Raw genomic sequence first — 24,436 nt, forward strand, 5'->3', positions numbered from 1 at the left:
GCGATGGATACGTCCAGCAGGTGCTGTTGCGGGAGGAGGGCGTGCGCACCTTCTGGCCGCGCTGTCCTACGCTCGCGACCCGCTAGAGGTGTTCGTGCCGGACTACGTGCCGCCGCTGCCCGAGCCGGATTGGTCGGACCGGTGAGCTGAGCGGAAGGGCAACGGGGGTGCGGCCCCCGAATGACCGCACCCCCGTTCGTTTCCCCCGTGCCGGCACCCCCGAGTGCCGGCGGCACCTCGTCAGGCGAGGTGCGCCTCCACCGCGTCGGCGGCCAGGCGCGCGCCGTCGCGGTCGTGCAGTTCCGCGCGCATCGCGCGCACCGCCGCGTGGATCTGCTGGTCGCGGTGCACGGCGCGGACGGTCGCGCGGATGTCCTCCGGTGCGTGCGCGTCGTCGAGCCGGGTGCCCAGGCCGAGCTCCGTGACCCGCTCGGCGTTGATGTCCTGCTCGGGCTGCTGCGGGGCGGTGACCATCGGCACCCCGGCCCGCAGCGATTCCAGGACCGAGTTCATCCCGGCATGCGTGAGGAACACGTCCGCCCGGTCCAGCACCGCGGCCTGCGGGACGAAGCGGTGCAGCTCGGCGTTGTCCGGAACCGGGCCCAGATCGCCGGGGTCGACGGTGTCGCCGATGGCCAGCACCACCCGCCACTCGCTGCCGCCGAACGCCTCCAGGCAGGAACGGAAGAAGGCGGGCCGGTTGTTGACCACCGTGCCGAGCGAGGCCAACAGCAGTGGTCCGGATCCTCGCGGAGGCCGCCAGTCCGGCACGTCGAGCTGCGGTGACGGCCCCACGAAGTGGAAGCGGTCGTCGAAGGTGTCCCCGTTGAGCTGGAAGCTGCGCGGGATGAACACGATGTTGCACGGGCGCGGTGTGCTGTCCATCGGGTCGATCCGGCGGACACCCAGCTCCGCGGCCAGGTCGGCGGTCAGCGCGCCGACCCGTTCGAAGACGGCGGCGAACCCGGCGGGCAGCGTGCTCGACGCCGCGCCGCTCATCCGCTCGTGCAGCGAGAAGTGCTCGTTGCTGGCCTGCGTGGGGATCAGCGCGATGTCCGGCAGCGCCAGCTTCTCGGCGGCCATCCGCGCGGCCAGCGTCATCGCGTCGTAGCACAGCGCGGCGGGCGGGTCGGCGCGGAAACGCTCGACGAGCAGCGCGAAACCGGTGCGCGCGGAGTCCATGGTGGACTCCATGCCGCGCATGATCTCGTCCGGATCGAACGAGGCGGGCGGTGCGGGCGGTTCGCCGGGGACCGGGAGTAGCTGCGCTCCGGCGGCTTCCACCTGTGCGCGGAACTTCTCGTGCGTGGCGTAGGTGATCCGGTGACCGCGGGTGACGAGTTCGCGGACCATCGGCAGCGTCGGGTTGATGTGGCCGTGCGCGGCCACGCATGCGAATGCCAGGTGCACCGGGTCCCCTGTTCTTCCGGGTGGTCGGGTCACATCGGCCGGCGGAATCCGCGGACCGCGAAGCCGATCCCGGTCACGCACAGCGCCGCGCTGGTCAGCAGGGCCCACAGCACGCCGTTGCCGGAGGGCAGCGCCAGGGACAGGTCCCGCGCCGCGTCCACGGCGTAGGTGAGTGGGTTGACCGCGGCCACCACGCGCAGCCAGGTGGGCAGCGCGTCGAGCGGGACGAAGGCGCTGGAGGCGAACATCAGCGGGAACATGGCCAGGAAGCCGATGCTCTGCATGACCTCCTCCTTGCGCACCCAGGCGGCGAGCGCGAGGAAGATCCAGGTCAGCGCCCAACTGACGAACAGCGCCAGCGCGAGCGCCGCGAGCACACCGCCGATACCCCCGTCCGGCCGGAAACCGAACACCGCCGCGGCCACGACCAGCAGGATCACCAGCTGGGCGGCCGAGCGGACCAGGTCGGACAGGCTGCGCGCCAGCAGCACCGAGCTCAGCCGGATCGGCAGGGCGCGGAACCGGCCCAGCACACCGTTCTTCATATCGGTGATCAGCCCGACCCCGGACTGCAGCGCGGACCCGATGCCGGTGGTGACCAGGATCGCCGGCATCAGGTAGTTGATGTAACTGCCGCCCTGCGCGGACACGCTGCCCATCATGGCCTCGCCGAACACCTGGCTGAACAGCACGAGCATGATCAGCGGCTGCAGCAGGCTGAAGATCACCACGCGCGGGTCCTGCAGCAGCGCGCGCAACGAGCGGCCGGTCAGCACCCGGACCTGGGTCAGGTACGTGGCCCCGCGCCACCGCCGCGGGGCGCCGGTCGCGGTCGTCCCCGGACCGGATCCGGCGATCGTGCTGGTCATGAGGTTTCCGATCCGGTCAGGGCCGCAGCGGGCTGGTGGGCCAGGGTGAGGTAGACGTCGTCGAGGGTCGGTTCGCCGAGCGAGAGGTCGTCGACCTCGACCCCGGCTTCGTCCAGGGCGCGCACCACGACGGCGAGTTCGCGCGCTGCGGCGACCGGCACGGTCAGGCTGCTGCGCTGCGCGTCCTGCGCCGGGTGCATGCCCGCCGCTTCCAGGGCGCGCACGGCCGCGGCGGCATCGGCCTCCGCGGGCAGCGTGGCGGTGATGCTGCGCTGCCCGACCTGGCTCTTGAGCTGGTCGGCCGTCCCCGAGGCCACCACCCGCCCCGCGGACAGCACGGTGATCGAGTCGGCCAGCCGGTCTGCTTCGTCCAGGTACTGCGTCGTCAGCAGCACGGTGGTGCCGTCGTCCACGAGCTGTTCCACGATCTGCCACATGCCGAGCCTGCTCACCGGGTCGAGCCCGGTGGTGGGTTCGTCCAGGAAGATCACGTCCGGTCGGCCGACGAGGCTGGCGGCGATGTCCAGCCGCCGCCGCATGCCACCCGAGTAGCTGCGCGCCGGGCGGGTGGCCGCGTCGGTGAGCGTGAACAGCTCCAGCAGCTCGTCGGCCCTCGCCCGGGCGTCGCGTGTGCTCGCGCCGAGCAGGCGGGCGATGAGCACGAGGTTGTCCCAGCCGGTGAGCTGCTCGTCGACGGAGGCGAACTGGCCGGTGAGCCCGATGCGCGAGCGCACCTCGTGCGCGTCGCCGACCACGTCGAGCCCGGCGATCCGGGCCGAACCGCTGGTCGGCGGCAGCAGGGTGCTCAGCACGTTGATCAGCGTCGTCTTGCCCGCCCCGTTGTGCCCGAGCAGGCCGAGCACGCTGCCTTTCGGGACGTCGAGGCTGACCTCGTCGAGCGCGCGCAGCTCCCCGAAGGTCTTGCTGACGCGGTCCACGGAGATGATCGGTTCAGGCATGCGTGCCTCCGGGGTGCGGCTGCGCCCTCAGCGCCCCGTGGAACAGGACGTCGATGCGCGTGCGGATGATCGGCAGCGGATCTGCCTCGGGTTCGTCGAGGCGGACGCTGACCAGCGCGGGCAGCAGCATCCGCGCGAGTTCGTCCACCGGAACGCGCAGGTCCGCCGCTTCCGGCCGCAGCAGGTCGGCCAGGGCGGCGGAGAGTTCGGCGATGAACCGGGCGCGGACGTCGGCGGGATCGGGTTCGTCCGCGCGTCCGTGCGTGCGGTGGACGTCGTATCCGGTGGTGACCAGCGCGCGCATCAGCTGCCCGAGGTGCGCGAAGTGGTCGTTGATGAGCAGCGCCGCTTCGGCGAGCCGGGTGCTGGTGTCCGAGTCCGGGGCGACCTCGTGGATCCGGGTGCGGAGCTGGTCGCTGCGCATCGCTTCCTGGATGCACGCGCGCAGCAGTTCGTCCTTGTCGCCGAACGCGCGGAAGACCGTTCCCTCGGCGATGCCCGCGGCGGTGGCGATCTGCCGGGTGGTCACCGCGGCGCCGTGTTCGGCCAGCAGCGGGAGGGCGGCCTGGACGATGGCGTCCCTGCGGTCCTGCTGGGTCATGGCCGGCGCGCGTCGCCGGGGTTGCGGGCTCACCGAGCCAGGTTATGGAGTGAGTGCTCACTCATTCAACGGGTTGTGCCCGCTCTCACTCGGGGGCCGCGCAGCGCCACCGGAGTGCACCGGGCTTCGGGGGGAGGTGCCCGGTGCTTCGGGGTGGACCGATGGCGCTGCGCGGTGACGCCGGCGTCGCTCGCCGGACGGGGGTCTCTGCTGCGGGAACGCCGTCCCGCTCGGCACCGCTGCGCGGGTGGGGCGCGCGGTCCAGGCGCGAATGTGCGCCGGACCGCGGGGGATCAGGCCGAGGCGGCCAGCCAGCTGGAATTCCCCGCGTGCGTGGGGATCCAGCACCCGTGGGCGCGGGTTCCCACGTCGGGGGCCGGATCGGCCAGGCCCAGCAGTGCGTCGATCACGTGCCGCGCGGGTCCCGAGGTGCGCCACAGCACCTTCTTCGGGAACAGCACATCGGGCTCGTCCCCGGGCACGCGCGCCGCATCGGCGTCGTCCTCGCCGAACAGCTGCAGGATGTCGATCACGCCGCGGTGCGGTCGGATGCCGACCACGGCGACCAGTTCACCCGTGGAATCCCGCGGGTGCGCGAACTGGAAATCCTTGGCGACCAGCGACTGCAGGCCGTCGGTAATCTGTCTCATGGGCCACCACCGATTCGTCGGGCGTCCCGTCACCGGGCATGGCTGCCGCGGTTCAGGCGATCAGGTCGTCGAACTCGCCGTCCTTGGCTCCGTGCACGAACGCTGCGATCTCCTCCCTGGTGTAGACCAGGGCAGGGCCATCGGGAAAACGCGAGTTGCGCACGGCGATCCCGCCGTCGATCAGTGATGCCACCTCGACGCAGTTGCCCACTGCGCCGCTGTACCTGCTCTTGCGCCACGCGACGTCGCTCAGCACCTGGGCAGGCACACCGTTCTGGATTTCAGACATCCGAAATCCCCTCACTCTCCCCGACTTCTTTGCACGGCCATCTGCACGTGCAGCTGACCGTGCACGAAAAGCTAGCAGGTGCACCTGCACGCGTGAATGCACGTGCATCCGGATTGAGATGTTGATCACCGAGGAAATGCGTACCGTGATCAGTGCAGCGGAGCGAAGGCGACTCGCGGTGATCACCGGGCGGAGCGCGCGGCCGGTTGTGACCCCGGGAGCGCGGGGAAGTCGACCTGCGGGGAAGTCGACCTGCGGGAAAGCCGGAACGGCGGGACGAACCGAACTGCCGCGGATCAGCTCACTTCAGCGCGGCGCGCAGCGTCTTGCGCGTGTCCTCCGGGGTCTGCGCGTCGGCGGTGAGCCGGTGGCTGGCCTTGCTGTACACCTCGACCTCGTCCGGCTTGTCCAGGTACAGCGCACCGCAGAGGTGTTCCAGGTAGACGATGTCCGGGATCTCCGGTTCGGCGAACCGCAGCAGGGTGAACGCGCCTTCCGCGGTGGAGCGGCCGAGCGCGAACGGCAGTACCTGCAGCGTGATCGTCGGGCGCGAGGTCAGCTCCAGCAGGTACTCGATCTGCTCGCGCAGGACGTCCGGGCCGCCGATCGGTCGGTGCAGGATCGATTCGTCGATGATCGCCCACAGTCGCGGGCTGTCCGGCTGGGACAGCAGGCGCTGCCGCTGCCTGCGCAGCGTGACCCGGCGGTCGATCTCCCCGGGTGTGGCCTCCGGGCGCCCCTGGGTGGCCACGGCCCGCGCGTACGCCTCGGTCTGCAGCAGGCCCGGCACGAACTGGATTTCGTAGGTCTGGATCCGCGAGGTCGACTCCTCCAGGCCCACGTAGTCCTGGAACCAGGTCGGCATCAGGTCGTTGTAGCGGTGCCACCAGCCCGGTTCGTTCGAGCGGCGGACCATGTTCAGGAAGGCTTCGCGCTCGTCGTCGTCGGTGACCGCGTAGAGGGTCAGCAGGTCGGCGACATCGCGTTCCTTGAAGCCGACACGGCCGAGCTCCAGCCTGCTGATCTTGGAACCGGATCCGCGGATCGCGTCTCCCGCGTCGTCCCGGGAGATGCCGCTGGCCTCGCGCAACCTGCGCAGCTGGTTTCCCAGCACCAGTCGGCGAGCGGTGGGGCCGCTGGCCGTGGCACTGTCCGTGGCCAACTCGCTACCTCCAGTCGAAAGGGTCTGCCGATCCGATGTCGCGTTCCAGCGCGGAAACGTTACCCGCAGATCCCAGGCGGAGCCACCACCGAGCCGGGCGACATCGCAGAGCCGGACCGGTTGCCGCCGGTCAACCGCGTTGCGTGCTGATCCGCGGCGGGTGCTCGCGCCAGGAGGCGGTGACCGACGAGGTCTGCTCGCCGCGGCGGAATTCCACGCGCAGCCATCCGTCCCCTTCCCGGGTCTGCACGCCGTGGCCGGGCCGGGGTACCGCCGAGACGAGATCGGCGCCGTCGGCGCGGACGGCCAGCACGGCCCGGCCGCCGTCCACGTCGTAGTTGCGGATGTCCGGCGGTTGCGCGGGATCGGTCTGCGCGGCGTCCGGTCCGGCGGGCGGCTGCGAGGTCGGGTCCGCGCCGGCGACGGGCAGCGGACCGGGGCGCTCGATCACGGTGTCCCGGATGACGTCGCGCACGCCGAGCCAGGTGAGCGTTCCCGCCGCGGTGGTCGCGGCCAGCCACGCCCCGAAGTAGGTGAGGACTCGTCTCGTGCGCACGGTGCGGACATCCTCGCCGCCGCCCGCCGCACGGTGCAAACCGCCCGCCGGACGCGTCCGGTGCGCTGCACGGCAGGGGTGGCGGGCACCGCGCGCTAGACCGGAAGGGCTAACGATCTGGTGACGCGAGGTAGCGTCCCGCGTATGGCTGTGGTTCTGGTTGTGGAGGATGACCCGGTCGTGCGAGCCGCGTTGATCCGCGATCTCACCGCACGTGACTGGGTGGTGCGCAGCGTCGGGACCGCGCTGGCCTCGCTGCGCGAGGTGGCCGAATACCCGCCGGACGTGGTCATCCTGGACCTCGGCCTGCCGGACCTGGACGGCGGCGAGACGCTGAAGATGATCCGCGGTGTTTCCGACGTGCCGACCATCGTGGCCACGGCCCGGGACCAGGAGACCGAGATCGTGCGGCTGCTGCGCGCGGGAGCGGACGACTACGTGGCCAAACCCTTCTCCAGCGAGCACCTCAACGCGCGCATCGAAGCGGTGCTGCGTCGGGCGCGCGGCTCGGCGCCCGCCCAGCGGCTCGACGTCGGCGAACTGCGGGTGGACCTGGACAGCAGGGTCGCCCGGCTGGCCGGCGGCGAGCTGGAACTCACCCGCCGCGAGTTCGACCTGCTGGCCTACCTCGCCGCGCGGCCGGGCAGGGTCGTCGCGCGCCGCGAGCTGTTGGCCCAGGTGTGGCGGCAATCCTACGGCGACGACCAGACCATCGACGTCCACCTGTCCTGGCTGCGGCGCAAGCTCGGCGAAAGCGCGGCCGAGCCCCGCTACCTGCACACCGTGCGCGGCGTCGGGGTGAAGCTGGTGGAGCCGGGGTGAGGCGCGCGCTCGCTCTGGTGGCGCTGGCCGCGACGTCGATGGTGTGCCTGTCCTTCCTCGTGCCGCTCGGCCTGATGATCAAGGAGATGGCCCGCGACCGCGCGATGTCCGATGCCGAGCGGCAGGCGGTGGCGCTGGCCCCGGTCCTGGCGACCACCGGTGACCACGAACTGATCCGCCGGGCCGTGGCCAGCACGGCGGCCGGGCACCAGGACCGCCTCGCCGTCTACCTGCCGGACGGCGGGGTCGTCGGCCAGACCCGGGTCGGCGCAGGTCAGGTGCATCTGGCCATGGCGGAGGTGCGTACCGACGAGGTGGAGCTGCCGGGCGGCACCGCGTTCGTGCAGCCGATCGCGCTGGAAGGCGACCGCACCGCGCTCGCCGAGGTCTTCGTGCCCGCCGAGGAGCAGACGCGCGGGGTGCTGCGCGCGTGGCTGGTGCTCGCCGGGGTCGGGGTCGCGCTGGTGGCCGGATCGGTCGTGGTCGGCGACCGGCTCGCCGCCCGGGTGGTGCGCTCCGCCGGACGGCTGGCCGATGCGTCCAAATCGCTCGGTGCCGGGGATCTGTCCGTGCGGGTGCACCCGAGCGGGCCGCCCGAGCTGGCCGAGGCCGGGCAGGCGTTCAACACGATGGCCGACCGGGTGCGCCAGCTGCTGGCCGCCGAGCGGGAGATGGCCGCGGACCTCTCGCACCGGTTGCGCACCCCGCTGACCGCGCTGCGGCTCAACGCCGAAGCGCTCGGGGACGGGCCGGCCGCCGAGCAGACCCGGGACGCGGTGGACCGGTTGGAGCGCGAGATCGATGTGGTGATCACGAGTTCGCGCAGGCCGGACGCGGGCGGCGAGTCGGAGTGCGATGCGGCGGAGCTGCTGCGCGAACGGCTGGAGTTCTGGTCGGCGCTGGCCGAGGACCAGCAGCGGACCTGGTGCCTGCGCGGTGCCGAGCAGCCGGTGCAGGTCCCGCTCGCCCGCGCCGATCTCGCCGCGGCCGTGGACGCGGTGGTGGGCAACGTTTTCCGGCACACGCCGGAACGCACCGAATTCGCGGTATCGCTGCAGCGCAGCGATGGTGTGGTCGGTCTGGTCGTCGAGGACGCGGGGCCCGGTGTGGCCGGATCCACCGGTGCGGTCCGGCGCGGGCACAGCAACGCGGGTTCCACCGGCCTCGGGCTGGACATCGTGCGCCGCATCGCCGAATCCACCGGCGGCAGGCTCAGCGTGGATCGGTCGAGCCTGGGCGGCGCGCGGGTGTGCATGTGGTTCTGGCAGCGCCCGGCGGCACCGAAGCGTTCGCGCCGCCGGGATCGCCGCTCCGATCCGGCGGGTTGAGGTGCGCCACGCGCGGCCGGGAGCGTCGGTGCCCCCGGTTACCCTCGGCGCCGTGCTGACTGTGTCGACCGTGAACGTCAACGGATTGCGTGCGGCCGCGAAGAAGGGCCTGCAGGAATGGCTGGCCGAGACCACGGCGGATGTGGTCTGCATGCAGGAGACCCGCGCCGAACCCGAGCAGCTGCCCGCGGCGGTCCGCGAACCCGAGGGCTGGTTTCCGCTGCTGGCGCCGAGCGCCACTGCCAAGGGGCGCGCCGGGGTCGCGGTGTACAGCAGGACCGAGCCGCAGAGCTCGCGGATCGGTTTCGGTTCCGCGGAGTTCGACGAAACGGGCCGCTACGCCGAGATCGACCTGCCGGGTCTCGTGGTCGGCAGCCTCTACTTGCCCAGCGGGGAGGTCGGCACGCCGCGCCAGGACGAGAAGGAACGCTTCATGAAGGAGTTCCTGACCTACCTGCGCGATCTGCGCGACCGCGCTGCTGCGGAGGACCGGGAAGTCCTGGTGTGCGGCGATTGGAACATCGCGCACCGCGAAATCGACCTGAAGAACTGGAAGGCCAACCGCAAAGAAGCCGGATTCCTGCCCGAGGAGCGGGCGTGGATGGACGAGGTGTTCGCCGGCGGATACGTGGACGTCGTGCGCCTGCTGCACCCGGAAGGACCCGGTCCGTACTCGTGGTGGTCCTACCGCGGTCGCGCCTTCGACAACGACTCCGGATGGCGTATCGACTACCAGGCTGCCTCGGAAGGTCTTGCGGCCCGCGCGGTTTCGGCGCACGTGGAGAAGGCCCCCAGCTACGACCAGCGCTGGAGCGACCACGCCCCGGTCACGGTCGCGTTCGACGTGTGAGGGCGGCGGGTGCGGTGCGCGGTCCCGGCCCGCGCCGACGGGCAATGCACCGCGCATTCCTGGGATACCGCGCACAACGTCCTGGCCGACGGTCCGGAAGGCGTGCTCGCGCTCATCGAGGACGTGTGCCGGGACTCAGTCGTCGTCCTCGTCGAGCCCGCCCTGCGCCAGCTCCTGCTCGGTGACCACCTCGACGCTGCCGAACGCTCCGCGCGCATCCACGACGACCTCGCGCTGGGCGCCACCGGCGCACGCCTGCAGGCATTCGGTGCTGCCGAGCAGCATCATGCCCGATGTGCGCGCCCGGACGTCGTCCGGCACGACGACCTCGGTGCTGCCGAACAGCACGCCGACCTGCACCCGTTCCTGTCCCTGCACCACGTGCACCACCCGGCTGCCGAACACGGCGGCACCGTCGTCGGAGGTGACGATCGCGCCCCCGGCGAACAGGCCCGCCACCACCAGCAGCGCGGTGCCCAGCCCGCCGGTGATCGCCCGGTACACCCGGGAGCCGCGCCGCTCCGCGGGTGCGGAGGAGGCGGACGCCGGTTCCTCCGCGACGGTGAGCTCCGGGTCCGGTGGGAGGTCCCGGGTCAACGGTTCCAGGTCGCTGCGCGTCCGAGCCGCCCACGCCCGCCCGGAGCGCTCCACGTACTCGTCCGAGGTCACCATGCCCTGGGACAAGGCGCGCTGCAGCCGCTCATCGACCGCGCGTCGTTCGGCGTCGCCCACGCGCATCTCGCGCTGATCGTCTCGATCGGCAGCCAACGGTCCCCCTCCGGATCAGCCGGTGCTCCTCCCGGCGTACCGCTGCAGTATCGCCGGTCGGCAGGACGGCGGTAGGCCCGGCTTTCGCGCGGCGTCGGTGAGCTGCGATGGAACCACCGGGGTGTATGGGGCGGGCGAGTTGTGCTCCGGGCCACCACCGGGCGCGACGTCTCGGCTTCGTCGGGCCGCGCCGACTACGGTGCGCCGCGCAGCCGACCCGAGCGGAGCCGATCATGGACCCGAACTTCTACGTCACGGCGCGCGTCCCGCCGGTTCCCGACCCGCAGACCGGCGAACCGTGGCCGCCGCGCGCTCCGCTGCTGGGCGGCGCGCAGCCGAAACCGGCCGGGGACGTCGACCGCATCCCCGAGCACCTGGCGTCGCCGCCGGAGGACCAGGGACCCGTCCTGGCCCGATACGTGCACACGTTCCGCTGGGAGAAGGGGGCGGCGCTCTACGGCCTGCTGGTGGGTGGCGCGCTCACGCTCGGAGATCTGCTCTTCGGCGGCGAGGGGTCCGTGGGCTGGTTCCTCGGCCTGCTGCTGGCCGGGTGGTCGGTGTGGGAGCAGTACCGCCACCGCGGTTCCTCCGCCACGGCCGGGGCCGAATGGCTGCGCAACCAGCACGGGTGGGTCCGGGTGAACGAACTGGTGCGCATCGGGATGTCGGTGTGGCGCGCGCCGGGTGAGCTGTTGCTGGAGGACCGGGACGGCAGGTCGCTGCGCATCAGCGCGCGGGAGGTCGTGGCCAGCCAGCAGCTGTGGGACCTCGTGTACAACGGGATGCGCCGTTCGATCGTGCTCGGTGCGGCCGAGATCGATCGCGGAGTGTGGCAGTTCCTGCAGCTGCCCGACCGCAGGTAGCTCAGGCCGGCACCAGCTGCTCCAGCGGGGCGGACGGATCCTGCAGGGACTCCGGATCGATCGGAGCGCCCGAGGTGATCAGCGCCCCGATCTGGTCGGTGACGTCCCAGACGTTGACGTTCATCCCGGCCCGCACCCGACCCTCGGACAGCCAGAACGCGATGAATTCCCGGCCGGGCAGATCGCCGCGCACCACGACCTGGTCGAACTCGCCAGCGCCGGTGTGCCCGAGGAACTCCATGCCCAGGTCGTACTGGTCGGTGAAGAAGTACGGCAACCGGTCGTAGACCAGATCGCCACCCAGCATCGAGGCGGCCGCCACCGCGGGCTGGTGCAACGCGTTGGCCCAGTGCTCCACGCGCAGCTGGCGGTGCAGTCTCGGGTGGTAGGCGTTGGCGACGTCCCCGGCGACCGCGATGTGCGGATCCGCGGTGCGCAGCGAGGCGTCGGCGATCACCCCGTTGTCCACCCGCAGTCCCGCGTCCGCGGCCAGCACCCCGTCCGGTTCGGCGCCGACCGCCAGCAGCACCGCGGGCGTGCTGATCGCGCTGCCGTCGGTGAGCCGCACCCCGGTGACCTGCCCGCCGCTGGTGGTCACCTCGGACACCGCGCTGCCGAACCGGAAGTCCACGCCGTGCGCGCGGTGCAGCTCGGCGAACATCCGCCCCATCGCCGTGCCGAGCAGGCGCACCAGCGGCAGTTCTTCGGTCTCCACCACGACGACCTCGACCCCGGCCAGCCGCGCGGCCGCGGCGACCTCCAACCCGATCCAGCCGGCGCCGACCACCACCAGCCGGTCCACCTCGGCGAGGGTGCGCTTGATCTCATCGGAGTCCTCGATCCGGCGCAGGTGCAGCACCCCGGTGGCGTCCGCGCCCGGGACCGGCAGCGACCGGGGCTGCGATCCGGTGGCCAGCAGCAGCTTGTCGTAGTCCACCGGATCCCCGGACGACAGGACCACTTGCCGCCGCGCCCGGTCGATCCGCTCGGCCCGCACTCCCAACAGCAGGTCCACGCCGTTGTCCGCGTACCAGCGGGACGGCCGGGCCAGTGCGCTGTCGAACCCCGCGTCGCCGAGCAGGTACTCCTTGGACAGCGGCGGCCGTTCGTAGGGTTCGTGCCGCTCGTCGCCGATGAGCGCGATCCGCCCGCGGAAACCGCGTTCGCGCAGCGCCTGCGCGCCCTTGGCCCCGGCGAGCCCGCCGCCGACGATCACGAAGGTCTCGGTAACAGACACGATCCGCCCCGGTGGTCCGACGACTCTGCCGCGTCGAGCCTGGCGGGTCCGCGATGTGGCGGCAACTGGTGGCACCGGTGGCTGCGGAGCACCGCGAGCGCGACCTAGAGTCGCGGGGTGTCGGTTGCTGATTCACAACTCCCCCTGACCGAAGTGCAGCAGGCCGCGGGCCGCCGCGCCCGATCGGCTCCTGCCCCGGTCCCGCCGCCCGCCGAGGCGTTGCGCTCCGCGCTGGACCGCGCTGCTGCGGGTGAGCCGCTGGACGCCGCGGCGGTCGAGGTGCTGCTGCACGCCCGCGGGGACGAGCTCGACGAGCTGGTCGCCACCGCCGCCGCTGTGCGGGACGAGCACCTGCGTGCCGAGGGCCGCAGCGGGATCGTCACCTATAGCCGCAAGGTGTTCGTACCGCTGACCAACCTGTGCCGGGACCGCTGCCACTACTGCACGTTCGTGACCGTGCCCGGGCGGGTCGAGTCGGCTTACCTGGAGATCGAACAGGTCCTGGAGATCGCACGGGAGGGCGCGGCGGCCGGGTGCAAGGAGGCGCTGTTCACGCTCGGCGACCGGCCGGAGGACCGCTGGTCGGCCGCGCGCGAGTGGCTGACCGAGCGCGGCTACGCCAGCACGGTGGAGTACCTGCGGGACTGCGCGATCGCGGTCCTGGAGGAGACGGGGCTGCTGCCGCACCTCAACCCGGGCGTGCTCAGCGAAGCGGAGCTGTCCAGGCTGCGCCCGGTGTCGCCGAGCATGGGCATGATGCTGGAGACCACCTCGGACCGGCTGTTCCGGGAGAAGGGGCAGGCGCACTTCGGCAGCCCCGACAAGGACCCGGCGCTGCGGTTGCAGGTGCTGGAGGACTCCGGCCGGGCGGAGGTGCCGTTCACCAGCGGCATCTTGATCGGCATCGGCGAGGATCACGCGGAGCGGGCCGATTCGCTGCTCGCGCTGCGCGCGACGGCGCTGCGGCACGGGCACCTGCAGGAGGTGATCGTGCAGAACTTCCGGGCGAAACCGGACACCGCGATGCGCAGCATGCCGGACGCCGATCTGCACGAGCTGGCCGCGACGGTGGCGGTGGCCCGGCTGCTCATGCCGATCGGGGTCAGCGTCCAGGCGCCGCCGAACCTGATCGGCGACGAGCAGCAGCTCATGTTGCGCGCCGGGATCGACGACTGGGGCGGGGTATCCCCGGTCACACCGGACCACGTCAACCCGGAGCGCCCGTGGCCGCACCTGGATGAGCTCACCGCGCAGACCGGGCAGGGCGGGTTCGAGCTGCGCGAGCGGCTGACCGCCTATCCGCGGTATGCGCGCGGCGGAGGCTGGCTGGATCACCGGGTGGCCGGGCACGTCGCGGCGCTGGCCGCGCCGGACGGGCTGGCTGCGGAGGAGGTTCAGCTGCGCGGGCGGCCCTGGGGAACCTGAGCAGCCCGCACTCCGCGTGCACCATGGGTGGCCTGTCTCACCTGAATGGGCGTAGCCGATACCGGTCGAGTGGCCGGGGTCGGCGGCTGCCCTGCGGACATGACCGATTGCCGGGGGGCCCGAAAACGGCCGCACGACAGGAAAATACGATCGTTCTGTTGTGGCCGGTTTACGCAACGCGACCGTGCCATTAACCCGTGGTGGGTACGGTCTGCCACGGACTCAGATGAAGAGGGGACCCGAACGGGTCAACTTTCCGAGGAGGCGCGCTCGTGCGTAGCCGAATATCCCGCGCATGCAGGCGGGTGACCGTGCTGAGTACCGCAACGATCGCTGTGCTCGTGGTCACCGGAACCACCGCCGGGGCCTCCCCGGCTGTCCGGGTCGTGGCGTCCGGCCCGCTCGACTCGATGCGTACGCCGGTGGGGCTGACCGCCGTCGGCCTCGGCATCCTCGGCATGGTCGCCGGGGCGTTCCGCAAGAAGAAGATCCAACCCGAGAATCAGCGCAAGGGCTGATCCGGGCCCGGCGGGCAGGTCGGGTCCAGCGCCGATCCGGCGCCTGTGAGAATCGCAGTCGTGAGCACCGACATTCCCGCACCCCAGAGCAGTGGCCGGACCACGCGCAGCCCGCGCGTGTTCTCCGGCATCCAGCCGACCGCCGACTCCTTCCACCTCGGCAACTACCTGGGCGCGCTACGGGAATGGGTGGTGATGCAGGACGACTACGACGCGTTCTACTGCGTGGTCGACCAGCACGCGATCACCATCGCTCACGATCCGGCCGAGCTGCGCGAGCGCACCCGGCTGTCCGTGGCGCAGCTGCTGGCCATCGGGATCGACCCGGACCGCAGCACGCTGTTCGTGCAGAGCCACGTCCCGGAGCACGCCCAGCTGACCTGGGTCCTGGAATGCCTGACCGGGTTCGGCGAGGCCAGCCGGATGACCCAGTTCAAGGACAAGTCCGCGCGCCAGGAAGAGGACCACGTCAGCGTCGGCCTGTTCACCTACCCGGCGCTGATGGCCGCGGACATCCTGCTCTACCGCGCCGATGCGGTGCCGGTCGGCGAGGACCAACGCCAGCACCTCGAACTGACCCGCAACCTCGCGCAGCGGTTCAACTCGCGCTTCGGCGGGACGCTGACCGTGCCCGCCGCGCACATCCCCAAGGAAACCGCCAAGATCCAGGATCTGCAGGACCCCTCGGCCAAGATGAGCAAGTCGGTGCCCGGCGGGGTCGTCGAGCTGCTCGACGAGCCCAAGCGCTCGGCCAAGAAGATCCGCTCCGCGGTCACCGACACCGGGCGCGAGATCGTGCACGATCCGGAGGGCAAGCCCGGGATCAGCAACCTGCTGGCGATCTACTCCTCGCTGAGCGGGCGCACGATCCCCGAGCTGCAGGCCGCTTACGAGGGCAAGGGGTACGGCGACCTGAAGAAGGACCTCGCCGAGGTGCTGGTCGACTTCGTCACCCCGTTCCAGGAGGAGGTCCGCGGTTACCTGGACGATCCCGCCGAGCTGGACCGGGTGCTGGCCCGCGGTGCCGAGCACGCCCGCTCGGTGGCCGCGGACACCCTGCGCGAGGTCTACGACGGCATCGGGTTCCTCCGACCGCTCGGCTGAGCTGATCACCCGCGGGTAGCCTCCCACCGGGGAAACCGGCCGGTGGGAGGCGCTAGCAGTGGGCGAACCGGAGGCGAAGCCGAGCAGGGCGGCCGAGCTCCGCGCGCGGTATCCGTGGCTGGACCGGCTGCTGCGCGCAGCGGAGGGCTACCAGAACCAGTACGGCGATTACTACGCCGCGGCGATCACCTACTTCAGCGTGCTGGCCCTGGTCCCGCTGCTGATGATCGCCTTCGCCGTCGCCGGATTCGTGCTGCAGGGCAGCCCGGACCTGCTCGGGTCGCTGCGCGTGTCCATCACCGACGCGGTGCCCAACCCGGCCATGCAGGAGATGCTCAACCGCGTCGTGGACCAGGCGGTGGACAACGCCGGGACCGTCGGCATCATCGGGCTGCTGGCCGCGCTGTACTCCGGGCTGGGCTGGATGACCAACCTGCGCGAGGCGCTCACCGCCCAGTGGATCCAGGCGCCGAGCAGGCCGCCGCTGGTCAAGCGGCTGGGATCGGACCTGTTCTCGCTGGCCGGACTCGGCATCGCCCTGGTGCTGTCCTTCGCCATCAGCGGTTTCGGCTACCTCGGCGGCCGATGGCTGTTCGAGCTCGCCGGGTTCGAGCACACGCTGCTGGCCGCGGTCGTGCTGCGCCTGCTGTCGCTGGCCGCCAACTGGCTGGTGTTCCTCTGGGTGCTCGCCCGCCTGCCGCGCAAGCCCGTCACGCTGCGCAGCGCGGTGTGGGGTGCGGTGTTCGGCGCGATCGGCTTCGAGGTGCTCAAGCAGGTCGGGGTCATCTACCTGAACAGCGTCACCGGATCGCCGGCCGGAGTCGCGTTCGGGCCGATCCTCGGTCTGCTCGTGTTCGCCAACCTCACCTCGCGGTTCGCCCTGTTCGTCACCGCGTGGACCGCAGCGGCCCGGGACAACCGGGAGGAGATCCCGCCGCCGCCCCCCGGACCGGTGGTGATCCGGCCCGCCGTGCGCACCCGCCGCGGCCCCGGGGCCGGATTCGCGGCGGGTGCGCTCGGCGTCGGTGCCGCGCTGGGCTGGCTGCTGGGTCGCAGGCGCTGACCGGTACCGGTCAGGGGTGGTCGTCGTCCGGTCCGCGGGGCGGAGCGGACGCCGCGCGCTTGCGGTAGGTGAGCGTGCCCGCCACGGCCACCGCGGCCAGCAGCAGCACGCCCAGCGGGAGGCCGACGGTGCCCGCGCCCCAACCGGTCTCCTCCACCGGCGGAGTCGCGTCGGAGGCGTTGGTGACCGGTGGCGGTTCGGTGGTCTTCGGCTTGTCCGGGTCCTCGGTGACCAGCTCGCCGACGCCGCCCTGGATGCCGAACCCGTACTCCAGCAGTTCGGTGGCCTGCTGGGATTGGTGCACCGGCTGGTGCTGCCCGCGCATCAGCACCGCCACCAGCCGCCGCCCGTCCTTCTCGGCCGCGCCGATGTAGGTGTGCTGCGCGTCATCGGTGAACCCGGTCTTGCCGCCGAGCGCGCCCTCGTAGTTGTAGAGCAACTTGTTGTCGTTCCAGACTTCCAGCGGCGGCTCGTCCGGACCGGCGGGCAGCACCAGGTGCTCGGACCGCACGGCATCGGCGAACGTGGGCTCGCGCATGGCCTCGCGGAAGATCAGCGCCAGGTCGTAGGACGAGGTGCTCATCCCGGGGCCGTCCAGTCCCGACGGGCTGGCGGTGCGGGTGTCCTTGGCGCCCAGTTCGCGGGCGGTCGCGTTCATCCGGTCGACCATCGCGTCCACCCCGCCGACCCGGGAGGCCAGCGCGTGCGCCGCATCGTTGCCGGACTGCATCAGCAGACCCCGCACGACCTGCTCGACCGTGTAGGTCACCCCGGGCTCCAGGCCGACGCGGGTGCCCTCCTGGTCGGCGTCCTCCTGGGAGACCTCGATCCGGTCGTCCAGCTTGAGGTCGCGCAGCGCCACCAGGGCGGTGAGCACCTTGATCGTCGACGCCGGACGGTGCCGGGCATGCGGGTCCTGCGCGGCGACGACCTCGCCGGTGTCCAGGTCGGCGAGGGTCCAGCTCTCCGCGGAGACCTGGCCCGGTGGTTCCGGGGCGCCCTCCGGCGAGACGAGCCCGCACTCGCCGAGCGTCTGCCCGCCGACCGGGTCGGTGGGCACCTCCAGCGGTTCCGGGGACGGCTCGCCAGGCGGGGGCACCTCCGAGGTGTCCACCGGCGGCGGTGGGGCGCTCGCGTTCGGGCAGTCGTCGTCCTGCGCGATGCCGGCCGGCGCCGAGGTGGCGAGCAGTCCGGCGGTCAGCGCGGTGACCGCCACCCGGCGCAATCGGCGGCGGGCGGCGGAGTCATGGTGGGTGAGTGGACTCTCGGCACTGCAAGGCACACAAGGCACATCCAGCAGGCTAGCCAATCCCGCCACAGCCCGCGTGATCCAAATTGGCCTTCTCCGAGGGAAATCCGCGGTTCTTGATCCAAAACAGCCGCCGCAGAGCCGAAAGTGGATCCCCCACAACGACGAATGCCCCTGCCTGCGCGGTGATCCGCGCCGCACCGGATACTCGGGGACGTGATTGCTTCCCGCCGAGTCTCCTGGTTCCTGCTGGCCTTCGGTATCTGGTCCTGGCTGCTGTGGCCGAACTTCATCCGCAACATCTGGGGCAGCGACCGCTCCTGGGCAGCGGGTTCCCCGACGTCCTACCTGATCGTGCACGTGATCATCGCCGTGGTCTCCCTGGTGCTCGGCACCGCCATCGGCGTCCTGGGCTGGCGCGCCCTGCGCACCGCGCGGGCCACCCGGACCAGCTGATCCCGCCGGACGCGAAACGGCGCCCGTCCCCGAGGGGGCGGGCGCCGTCGTGCGGTCAGGCCGAGGTCACTTGCGGCGGAACATCAGGGCCCGCTTGACCTCCTGGATCGCCTTCGTCACCTGGATGCCGCGCGGGCAGGCGTCCGTGCAGTTGAACGTCGTGCGGCAGCGCCACACGCCTTCCATGTCGTTGAGGATGTCCAGGCGCTCCTCGGCACCCTCGTCGCGGCTGTCGAAGATGAAACGGTGCGCGTTGACGATCGCCGCCGGTCCGAAGTACGAGCCTTCGGACCAGAACACCGGGCACGACGTGGTGCACGCCGCGCACAGGATGCACTTGGTGGTGTCGTCGAACCGCTCCCGCTCGGCGACCGACTGGATGCGCTCCCGGGTCGGCTCGTTGCCGGTGGTCTTCAGGTACGGCTGCACCGCCCGGTAGGCCTCGAAGAACGGCTCCATGTCGACCAGCAGGTCCTTCTCGACCGGCAGGCCCTTGATGGGCTCGATCGTCAGCGAGGTCTCGCCGTCCTTCTTCAGCAGGTCCTTCATCAGGACCTTGCAGGCGAGCCGGTTGACGCCGTTGATGCGCATCGCGTCCGACCCGCAGATGCCGTGCGCGCACGAGCGGCGGAAGGTCAGCGTGCCGTCGACGTACCACTTGATGTAGTGCAGCAGGTTCAGCACGCGGTCCGACGGCAGCGCCGGGATCCGGTAGGAGACCCAGTGCAGGTCCTCGTCGGTCTCCGGGTTGTACCGGAGCAGCTTGACGGTGACCATCACCGCGTCGTCGGGGACCGGCGGCGCGTCGTCCGGGAGGTCGGCGGTGCTCTCGATGTTCTTCGTGGGGGCGGTCATCAGTACTTACGCTCCATCGGCTGGTACCGGGTGATCACGACGGGCTTGTAGTCCAGCCGGATGTCGGACTGGAAGCCGGTCAACCCGAGCGGCGCGTTCGGATCTTCGGACTCGGGCAGGACCTTGTACTGCATGCTGTGCCGCATGAAGTTGGTGTCGTCGCGGGCCGTGTAGTCCTCGCGGGCGTGCCCGCCCCGGGACTCCTTGCGAGCGACGGCCGCGTTGACCAGTGCCTCGGCCAGGTCCAGCAGGAAACCGAGCTCCACTGCCTCCAGGAGGTCCGAGTTGTACCGCATCCCCTTGTCGTGCACCGCGATGCGCCCGTAGCGCTCCTTGAGCGCCTGTACGTCGGCCAGCGCGGTCTTGAGGGTCTCCTCGGTGCGGTACACGGACGCGTTGGCGTCCATGGTCTGCTGCAGCTCGGTGCGGATCGTGGCGACCCGCTCCCCGCCGTGCGCGGTGCGCAGGTGCTCGACCATGCCCTCGACGAGCTTGGCCGGCTCCTCCGGAAGTTCCGAGTGCTCGTGGTCGTGCGCGTACTCGGCGGCGGCGATGCCGGCGCGGCGCCCGAACACGTTGATGTCCAGCAGCGAGTTGGTGCCCAGTCGGTTGGATCCGTGCACCGACACGCAGGCGCATTCACCCGCGGCGTACAGGCCCGGGATGGGGTGCTCGTTGTCCTGCAGCACCTCGCCCTGGATGTTGGTCGGGATGCCGCCCATCGCGTAGTGCGCGGTCGGGTAGACCGGCACCATCTCCTCGGTCGGCTCCACGCCCAGGTAGGTGCGGGAGAACTCCATGATGTCCGGGAGCTTGGCCTCCAGCAGCTCCTCGCCGAGGTGCGTCACGTCCAGATAGACGTAGTCCTTGTTCGGCCCCGCACCGCGGCCTTCCAGCACCTCCAGCGCCATGGACCGGGCCACGATGTCCCGCGGCGCCAGGTCCTTGATCGTGGGTGCGTAGCGCTCCATGAAGCGCTCGCCGTCCACGTTGCGCAGGATGCCGCCCTCGCCCCGGACGCCCTCGGTGATGAGGATGCCCAGGCCGGCCAGGCCGGTCGGGTGGAACTGGTAGAACTCCATGTCCTCCAGCGGCAGGCCCTTCCGGTAGATGATGCCCATCCCGTCACCGGTGAGGGTGTGCGCGTTGGAGGTCGTCTTGAAGACCTTGCCGAAGCCGCCGCTGGCGAACACCACGGACTTGGCCTGGAAGACGTGGATCTCACCGGTGGCCAGCTCGTAGGCCACCGCGCCGCTGGCCACCTTGCCGCCGTCCGGCCCGTCGCTGAGCAGGACGTCGAGCACGTAGAACTCGTTGTAGAACTCGACGTCGTGCTTGACGCAGTTCTGGTAGAGCGTCTGCAGGATCATGTGCCCGGTGCGGTCCGCGGCGTAGCAGGCCCGGCGCACCGGGGACTTGCCGTGGTCGCGGGTGTGCCCGCCGAACCGGCGCTGGTCGATCTTGCCTTCGGGGGTGCGGTTGAACGGCAGCCCCATCCGCTCCAGGTCGAGGACGGAGTCGATCGCCTCCTTGGCCATCACCTCGGCGGCGTCCTGGTCGACCAGGTAGTCACCGCCCTTGATGGTGTCGAAGGTGTGCCACTCCCAGTTGTCCTCTTCGACGTTGGCCAATGCCGCGCACATCCCGCCTTGCGCGGCGCCGGTGTGCGAACGAGTGGGGTAGAGCTTGGTCAGCACCGCGGTGCGGGAGCGCTGGCCTGCCTCGATGGCGGCGCGCATCCCGGCGCCGCCAGCGCCGACGATGACCACGTCGTGCTTGTGGAATTGCATGGTCGCCTCCTCGGGCCGTGGCGGGCCGGTCGGTGGTGCGCCGACCGCCACGCTGGGTCGTGTCGCGGTCAGCCGATGTTCGGGTCGAAGGTGAACAGAACGAAGGTGCCCAGACCCACGGTCAGCACGACCGAGGCGTACAGCAGGATCTTCAGCCAGGCGCGCGTGAGGTCCTTGCGCGAGTAGTCGTTGATCACGGTCCGCAGGCCGTTCCCGCCGTGCAGGCCGGCCAGCCAGAGCATGATCAGGTCCCACATCTGCCAGAACGGCGAGGACCAGCGCCCCGCCACGAAGGCGAAGTTGATGCGCTGCACGCCACCGTCGAGGAACAGCATGATCAGCAGGTGTCCGAGCACCAGGAACAGCAGCACCACGCCGGACAGCCGCATGAACACCCAGCTGTAGAGCTCGAAGTTGTTGCGGCGCGGCGCGGGCCGGGACGGGGTGCGCGGCTTCTCGATGGACAGCGGTGCGTCAGTGGCGGTCATCGGTTCACAGCCCCCCGAAGATTTCCGTGGCGGCCCGGCCGAGCAGGCTGATCGAGGCCGGGATGATCAGGACCAGCCAGAGCGCGATGACCGTCCACAGCATCGGCTTCTGGTACTTGGCGCCGTTGGCCCAGAAGTCGACGAGCATCACGCGGATGCCGTTGAACGCGTGGAACAGCACGGCCGCGAGCAGACCCACCTCGAACAGGATCATCAGCGGGTGCTTGTAGGTCTCGATGACCGTGTCGTAGGCGTTCGGTGACACCCGGACCAGGGCGGTGTCCAGGACGTGCACGAACAAGAAGAAGAAGGTGAGCACCCCGGTGATCCGGTGGGCCACCCACGACCACATGCCCAGGTCGCCGCGGTAGAAACGCCCCTTCGCACGCGGTGGGGCGCCGCGCAGGGGGGCCTCGGCCGCGGAGGCGGTGGTGCTGGCCATGGTGGAAGGCCTCCAACCTCGCTGGTGGACTGACGACCCCGTTCGGGAACTCGGGGCGGCCGGCCCCGAGTCGCAGTTGGCCCAATATGGCATTGGCTGCACGCCCGTCACCGGCCACTGAACCGGGGCCTTGACGCATCGGATGCTAGACCCGAGCCCAGTGCTCGGCCTACTCGCCTGCGCCGTCTGTGATCGACCAGACAAACCCTCCGGTTTCGGTGGATCGATGTAGAAATCATTTCGTGACGTCCGGCAATCCGCAGCGGTGGGAAGTCAAGACTCATTGCCCGAGACCCACGTCACCGAATTGGCTGGTCGTCGTCCGGGCCGAACAATTCCGCACTGGAAACACGTTCGAGTGAGCATCGCCCGCGGCGAAAGGATCGGCCGAGCAGGACGGACCGGTTCGCGGGTCTCTGATCAGCGAATACGCCCGGACGGTGGTCGGTGCGACCCGAGATCCGGCGGGGGTCCGGGAATCGCCGCCGAGTGGATCGCGACCTTTCCGGAGTGAGTCCGACCACCCCGGTCCACCGTTCGCGCAATTTCGCCCGCGGACCGGGCGATCGCCATTCGCGCAGCATCGCGCAAAGGCAGTGCTGCAGCGTTCCGGCTGGCGTGTTGCCGCCAGGGGTGCCGCCGCCGCGGATCACCGGTCCACTGTTGTGTCTTGGCAGGGTCTCGGCACGGGAAGTCCTTGCAGGTGCTCCGCACGGGAAGTCCGTCGAGGTGCTCCGCACGAGACCTGCCGGACGCGGTGCCGGTGGAAGGGGACGCGCATGGACGAGCAGCAGTGGGCCGAGCTCCGGGCGGCGGCCGTGCGGGCCGCGGCGGTGGCGTACTGCCCGTACTCCGGGTTGGCCGTGGGTGCTGCGGCGCGCTGCGACGACGGGCGGCTCATCACGGGCTGCAACGTGGAGAACGGCTCGTACGGGCTGACCCTGTGCGCGGAATGCGCGCTGGTCGGGCAGCTCCGGTTGACCGGGGGCGGGGCGCTGCGCGCGGTGGCCTGCCGCTCGGGGGAGGGGCGGCTGCTCACCCCGTGCGGCCGGTGCCGGCAGCTGCTGCTGGAGATGGGCGGGCCGGACTGCCTTGTGGACGCCGCGCGCGCTCCGATGCCGTTGGGGGAATTGCTCCCGGATGCCTTCACCTTCGACCGGCCCTGACCGAGACCGATCCGGGATCACCCGTTCGGGGTGCATCAGAACCGGGGTCGGTGCCCTCTTATTGATGTGCGGCTCGACCCGCTGCACTGCGATGGACCGGTCGGCCCGACACCCGACCCGGAGAACCGGGAGGAGAACACGTGCACTCCGCCGTTGACGTGATCCGTGCCAAGCGGGATGGCCGGCAGCTGACCGACGAGCAGATCGACTGGGTGATCGACGCCTACACCCGCGGCGAGGTCGCCGAGGAGCAGATGGCGGCACTGGCGATGGCCGTGCTGCTGCGCGGGATGAGCAGCGCCGAGACGGCGCGCTGGACGGCCGCGATGACCGCCTCCGGCCGGGTGCTGGAGTTCGGGGGACTCGGCCGCCCGACGGTGGACAAGCACTCCACCGGGGGCGTCGGCGACAAGATCACGCTCGTGCTGACGCCGCTGGTGGCCGCGTGCGGTGCCGCGGTTCCCCAGCTGTCCGGGCGCGGGCTCGGGCACACCGGCGGCACGCTGGACAAGCTCGAATCGATCCCCGGCTGGTGCGCGGAGCTCTCCGCCGAACGGCTGCACGCCCAGCTCCGCGACGTGGGTGCGGTCGTGTGCGCGGCCACCGCGGACATCGCGCCGGCCGACCGCAAGCTCTACGCGCTGCGCGATGTGACCGGCACCGTCGAATCGGTCCCGCTGATCGCGGGTTCCATCATGAGCAAGAAGCTCGCCGAAGGGGCCGATGCGCTCGTGCTGGACGTCAAGTGCGGCTCCGGCGCGTTCATGCGAACCCTGGAGCAGGCGCGGGAGCTGGCTCGCGTCCTCGTCGATACCGGCACGGACCGGGGCGTGCGCACCACGGCCCTGATCAGCGATATGTCCGTCCCGCTGGGCCGGACCGCGGGCAACGCCCTGGAAGTCGCCGAGGCCGTCCAGGTGCTGCGCGGGGGCGGGCCGCCGGATGTGGTCGAGCTGACCCTGGCGCTGGCCGAGGAGATGCTCGACGCGGCCGGACTGTCCGATGTGGACCCGGCGCGGGTGCTTGCCGACGGAGCGGCGTACGAGGTCTGGTGCCGGATGATCCGCGCGCAGGGCGGTGATCCGGACGCCGCGCTGCCCGCGGCCCGCTACGTCGAGCAGGTGCTCGCTGCCGGGGACGGCGTGTTCCACGGGGTGGATGCCCGCGCGGTGGGCGAGGCCGCATGGCGGCTGGGCGCCGGGCGCGCGCGCAAGGAGGACCCGGTCGCACCCGGGGCCGGGGTCGTGCTGCTGGCCGGGCCCGGCGAGCGGGTCGCGCGCGGTCAGCCCCTGTTGGAACTACACACCGATCGCGGCGAAACCCTCGTGCCTGCGCGGGAAACGCTCGCGGACGCTTGCTCCGTCGAGGCCGCGGCACCGCCGGAGCGCCCGATCGTCCTGGATCGGGTTCGCCCCGCCGACCCGCGGCGAAGACCCCGCTGAGACCGCGCAGGCCAGCGGTCCGGACCGAGGGGACGGGTCGTCGACGCGTGGTGGCGGCCCCTGTGGCGGGGGCC

Annotated in this window: 25 protein-coding genes and 1 pseudogene; 11 read left to right on the forward strand and 15 right to left on the reverse strand. The window is 71.2% G+C overall.

Annotation, left to right across the window (positions count from 1 at the left end; genetic code table 11):
* Nucleotides 1–240: 240 nt before the first annotated feature.
* The 8 genes from IQ251_RS11760 to IQ251_RS11795 form a co-directional block, all read right to left on the reverse strand.
* Nucleotides 241–1,410, reverse strand: coding sequence for a macrolide family glycosyltransferase (locus IQ251_RS11760; RefSeq protein WP_193928549.1), 1,170 nt, complete (start codon nt 1,408–1,410; stop codon nt 241–243).
* Between the two features lie 29 nt (nt 1,411–1,439).
* Nucleotides 1,440–2,279 (reverse strand): ABC transporter permease, encoded by an 840-nt coding sequence (locus IQ251_RS11765; protein ID WP_193928550.1) that lies wholly within the window; start codon nt 2,277–2,279, stop codon nt 1,440–1,442.
* Entirely contained in the window at nt 2,276–3,238 is a 963-nt protein-coding gene (locus IQ251_RS11770; protein WP_193928551.1) for an ATP-binding cassette domain-containing protein, read from the reverse strand. The genes IQ251_RS11765 and IQ251_RS11770 overlap by 4 nt, the downstream gene beginning before the upstream one ends.
* A complete protein-coding gene (locus IQ251_RS11775; RefSeq protein ID WP_193928552.1) occupies nt 3,231–3,872 on the reverse strand; it encodes a TetR/AcrR family transcriptional regulator in 642 nt (213 codons plus the stop codon). Before IQ251_RS11775 ends, IQ251_RS11770 begins: the two co-directional genes overlap by 8 nt.
* Before the next feature lie 260 nt (nt 3,873–4,132).
* Complete coding sequence (locus tag IQ251_RS11780) at nt 4,133–4,489, reverse strand: hypothetical protein (RefSeq protein ID WP_193928553.1); 357 nt, start codon at nt 4,487–4,489, stop codon at nt 4,133–4,135.
* Between the two features lie 52 nt (nt 4,490–4,541).
* Nucleotides 4,542–4,778, reverse strand: coding sequence for a DUF397 domain-containing protein (locus IQ251_RS11785; protein ID WP_193928554.1), 237 nt, complete (start codon nt 4,776–4,778; stop codon nt 4,542–4,544).
* Nucleotides 4,779–5,079: 301 nt separating this feature from the next.
* Entirely contained in the window at nt 5,080–5,940 is an 861-nt protein-coding gene (locus tag IQ251_RS11790; protein ID WP_193928555.1) for a Sco1979 family transcriptional regulator, read from the reverse strand.
* A gap of 130 nt (nt 5,941–6,070) precedes the next feature.
* Complete coding sequence (locus IQ251_RS11795; protein ID WP_193928556.1) at nt 6,071–6,496, reverse strand: hypothetical protein; 426 nt, start codon at nt 6,494–6,496, stop codon at nt 6,071–6,073.
* A 144-nt stretch (nt 6,497–6,640) separates the two neighbouring features.
* Between IQ251_RS11795 and IQ251_RS11800 the strand changes: the two genes are divergently transcribed.
* The 3 genes from IQ251_RS11800 to IQ251_RS11810 are packed head-to-tail and all read left to right on the forward strand — an operon-like array spanning nt 6,641 to nt 9,496.
* Complete coding sequence (locus IQ251_RS11800; RefSeq protein ID WP_193928557.1) at nt 6,641–7,318, forward strand: response regulator transcription factor; 678 nt, start codon at nt 6,641–6,643, stop codon at nt 7,316–7,318.
* Nucleotides 7,315–8,646: a HAMP domain-containing protein gene (locus IQ251_RS11805; protein WP_193928558.1), complete on the forward strand. Its 1,332-nt coding sequence runs from the start codon at nt 7,315–7,317 to the stop codon at nt 8,644–8,646. Before IQ251_RS11800 ends, IQ251_RS11805 begins: the two co-directional genes overlap by 4 nt.
* 52 nt (nt 8,647–8,698) lie before the next feature.
* A complete protein-coding gene (locus tag IQ251_RS11810) occupies nt 8,699–9,496 on the forward strand; it encodes an exodeoxyribonuclease III (RefSeq protein ID WP_193928559.1) in 798 nt (265 codons plus the stop codon).
* Between the two features lie 135 nt (nt 9,497–9,631).
* Here the strand turns inward: IQ251_RS11810 and IQ251_RS11815 are convergent, their stop codons facing one another.
* Nucleotides 9,632–10,264: a DUF1707 SHOCT-like domain-containing protein gene (locus IQ251_RS11815; RefSeq protein ID WP_193928560.1), complete on the reverse strand. Its 633-nt coding sequence runs from the start codon at nt 10,262–10,264 to the stop codon at nt 9,632–9,634.
* Between the two features lie 233 nt (nt 10,265–10,497).
* Between IQ251_RS11815 and IQ251_RS11820 the strand changes: the two genes are divergently transcribed.
* Nucleotides 10,498–11,127 carry a hypothetical protein gene (locus tag IQ251_RS11820; protein WP_193928561.1) on the forward strand — a complete coding sequence of 210 codons (630 nt, stop codon included), beginning with the start codon at nt 10,498–10,500 and terminating at the stop codon, nt 11,125–11,127.
* A 1-nt stretch (nt 11,128) separates the two neighbouring features.
* Here the strand turns inward: IQ251_RS11820 and IQ251_RS11825 are convergent, their stop codons facing one another.
* The gene (locus tag IQ251_RS11825) at nt 11,129–12,364 is read right to left on the reverse strand and encodes an NAD(P)/FAD-dependent oxidoreductase (RefSeq protein WP_193928562.1); all 1,236 of its coding nucleotides are present in this window, start codon (nt 12,362–12,364) and stop codon (nt 11,129–11,131) included.
* 219 nt (nt 12,365–12,583) lie between these two features.
* Here IQ251_RS11825 and cofG point away from each other — a divergent pair.
* The 4 genes and pseudogenes from cofG to IQ251_RS11845 form a co-directional block, all read left to right on the forward strand.
* Nucleotides 12,584–13,780: pseudogene (gene cofG / locus IQ251_RS11830) on the forward strand (7,8-didemethyl-8-hydroxy-5-deazariboflavin synthase CofG); the annotation flags it as partial.
* A 320-nt stretch (nt 13,781–14,100) separates the two neighbouring features.
* Entirely contained in the window at nt 14,101–14,307 is a 207-nt protein-coding gene (locus IQ251_RS11835; RefSeq protein WP_370591343.1) for a hypothetical protein, read from the forward strand.
* Nucleotides 14,308–14,367: 60 nt separating this feature from the next.
* Nucleotides 14,368–15,411: a tryptophan--tRNA ligase gene (gene trpS / locus IQ251_RS11840; protein ID WP_370591344.1), complete on the forward strand. Its 1,044-nt coding sequence runs from the start codon at nt 14,368–14,370 to the stop codon at nt 15,409–15,411.
* Nucleotides 15,412–15,469: 58 nt separating this feature from the next.
* Nucleotides 15,470–16,474, forward strand: coding sequence for a YhjD/YihY/BrkB family envelope integrity protein (locus IQ251_RS11845; RefSeq protein WP_193928564.1), 1,005 nt, complete (start codon nt 15,470–15,472; stop codon nt 16,472–16,474).
* A gap of 10 nt (nt 16,475–16,484) precedes the next feature.
* Here IQ251_RS11845 and IQ251_RS11850 read toward each other — a convergent pair whose 3' ends face one another.
* Entirely contained in the window at nt 16,485–17,690 is a 1,206-nt protein-coding gene (locus IQ251_RS11850) for a D-alanyl-D-alanine carboxypeptidase family protein (protein ID WP_370591345.1), read from the reverse strand.
* Between the two features lie 249 nt (nt 17,691–17,939).
* Between IQ251_RS11850 and IQ251_RS11855 the strand changes: the two genes are divergently transcribed.
* A complete protein-coding gene (locus tag IQ251_RS11855) occupies nt 17,940–18,179 on the forward strand; it encodes an SCO4848 family membrane protein (protein WP_193928566.1) in 240 nt (79 codons plus the stop codon).
* Between the two features lie 66 nt (nt 18,180–18,245).
* On the opposite strand, the gene IQ251_RS11860 is transcribed toward IQ251_RS11855, so the two are convergent.
* From IQ251_RS11860 to sdhC, 4 genes are all read right to left on the reverse strand, one after another.
* Nucleotides 18,246–19,034, reverse strand: coding sequence for a succinate dehydrogenase iron-sulfur subunit (locus IQ251_RS11860; RefSeq protein ID WP_193928567.1), 789 nt, complete (start codon nt 19,032–19,034; stop codon nt 18,246–18,248).
* Nucleotides 19,034–20,824, reverse strand: a complete 1,791-nt coding sequence (sdhA, locus tag IQ251_RS11865) for a succinate dehydrogenase flavoprotein subunit (protein ID WP_193928568.1) — start codon at nt 20,822–20,824, stop codon at nt 19,034–19,036. Before sdhA ends, IQ251_RS11860 begins: the two co-directional genes overlap by 1 nt.
* A gap of 68 nt (nt 20,825–20,892) precedes the next feature.
* Nucleotides 20,893–21,312, reverse strand: coding sequence for a succinate dehydrogenase hydrophobic membrane anchor subunit (locus IQ251_RS11870; RefSeq protein ID WP_193928569.1), 420 nt, complete (start codon nt 21,310–21,312; stop codon nt 20,893–20,895).
* A gap of 4 nt (nt 21,313–21,316) precedes the next feature.
* Nucleotides 21,317–21,754 (reverse strand): succinate dehydrogenase, cytochrome b556 subunit, encoded by a 438-nt coding sequence (sdhC, locus tag IQ251_RS11875; protein ID WP_193928570.1) that lies wholly within the window; start codon nt 21,752–21,754, stop codon nt 21,317–21,319.
* 779 nt (nt 21,755–22,533) lie between these two features.
* Here sdhC and IQ251_RS11880 point away from each other — a divergent pair.
* Both IQ251_RS11880 and IQ251_RS11885 read left to right on the forward strand, forming a co-directional pair.
* On the forward strand, nt 22,534–22,920 hold the full coding sequence (locus IQ251_RS11880; RefSeq protein ID WP_193928571.1) for a cytidine deaminase: 387 nt from the start codon (nt 22,534–22,536) through the stop codon (nt 22,918–22,920).
* A 140-nt stretch (nt 22,921–23,060) separates the two neighbouring features.
* On the forward strand, nt 23,061–24,362 hold the full coding sequence (locus tag IQ251_RS11885) for a thymidine phosphorylase (RefSeq protein WP_193928572.1): 1,302 nt from the start codon (nt 23,061–23,063) through the stop codon (nt 24,360–24,362).
* Nucleotides 24,363–24,436: the final 74 nt, after the last annotated feature.

Origin of the sequence: Saccharopolyspora montiporae (genome assembly GCF_015209505.1) — a bacterium.
In the GTDB taxonomy this organism is placed as follows: Bacteria; Actinomycetota; Actinomycetes; order Mycobacteriales; family Pseudonocardiaceae; genus Saccharopolyspora; species Saccharopolyspora montiporae.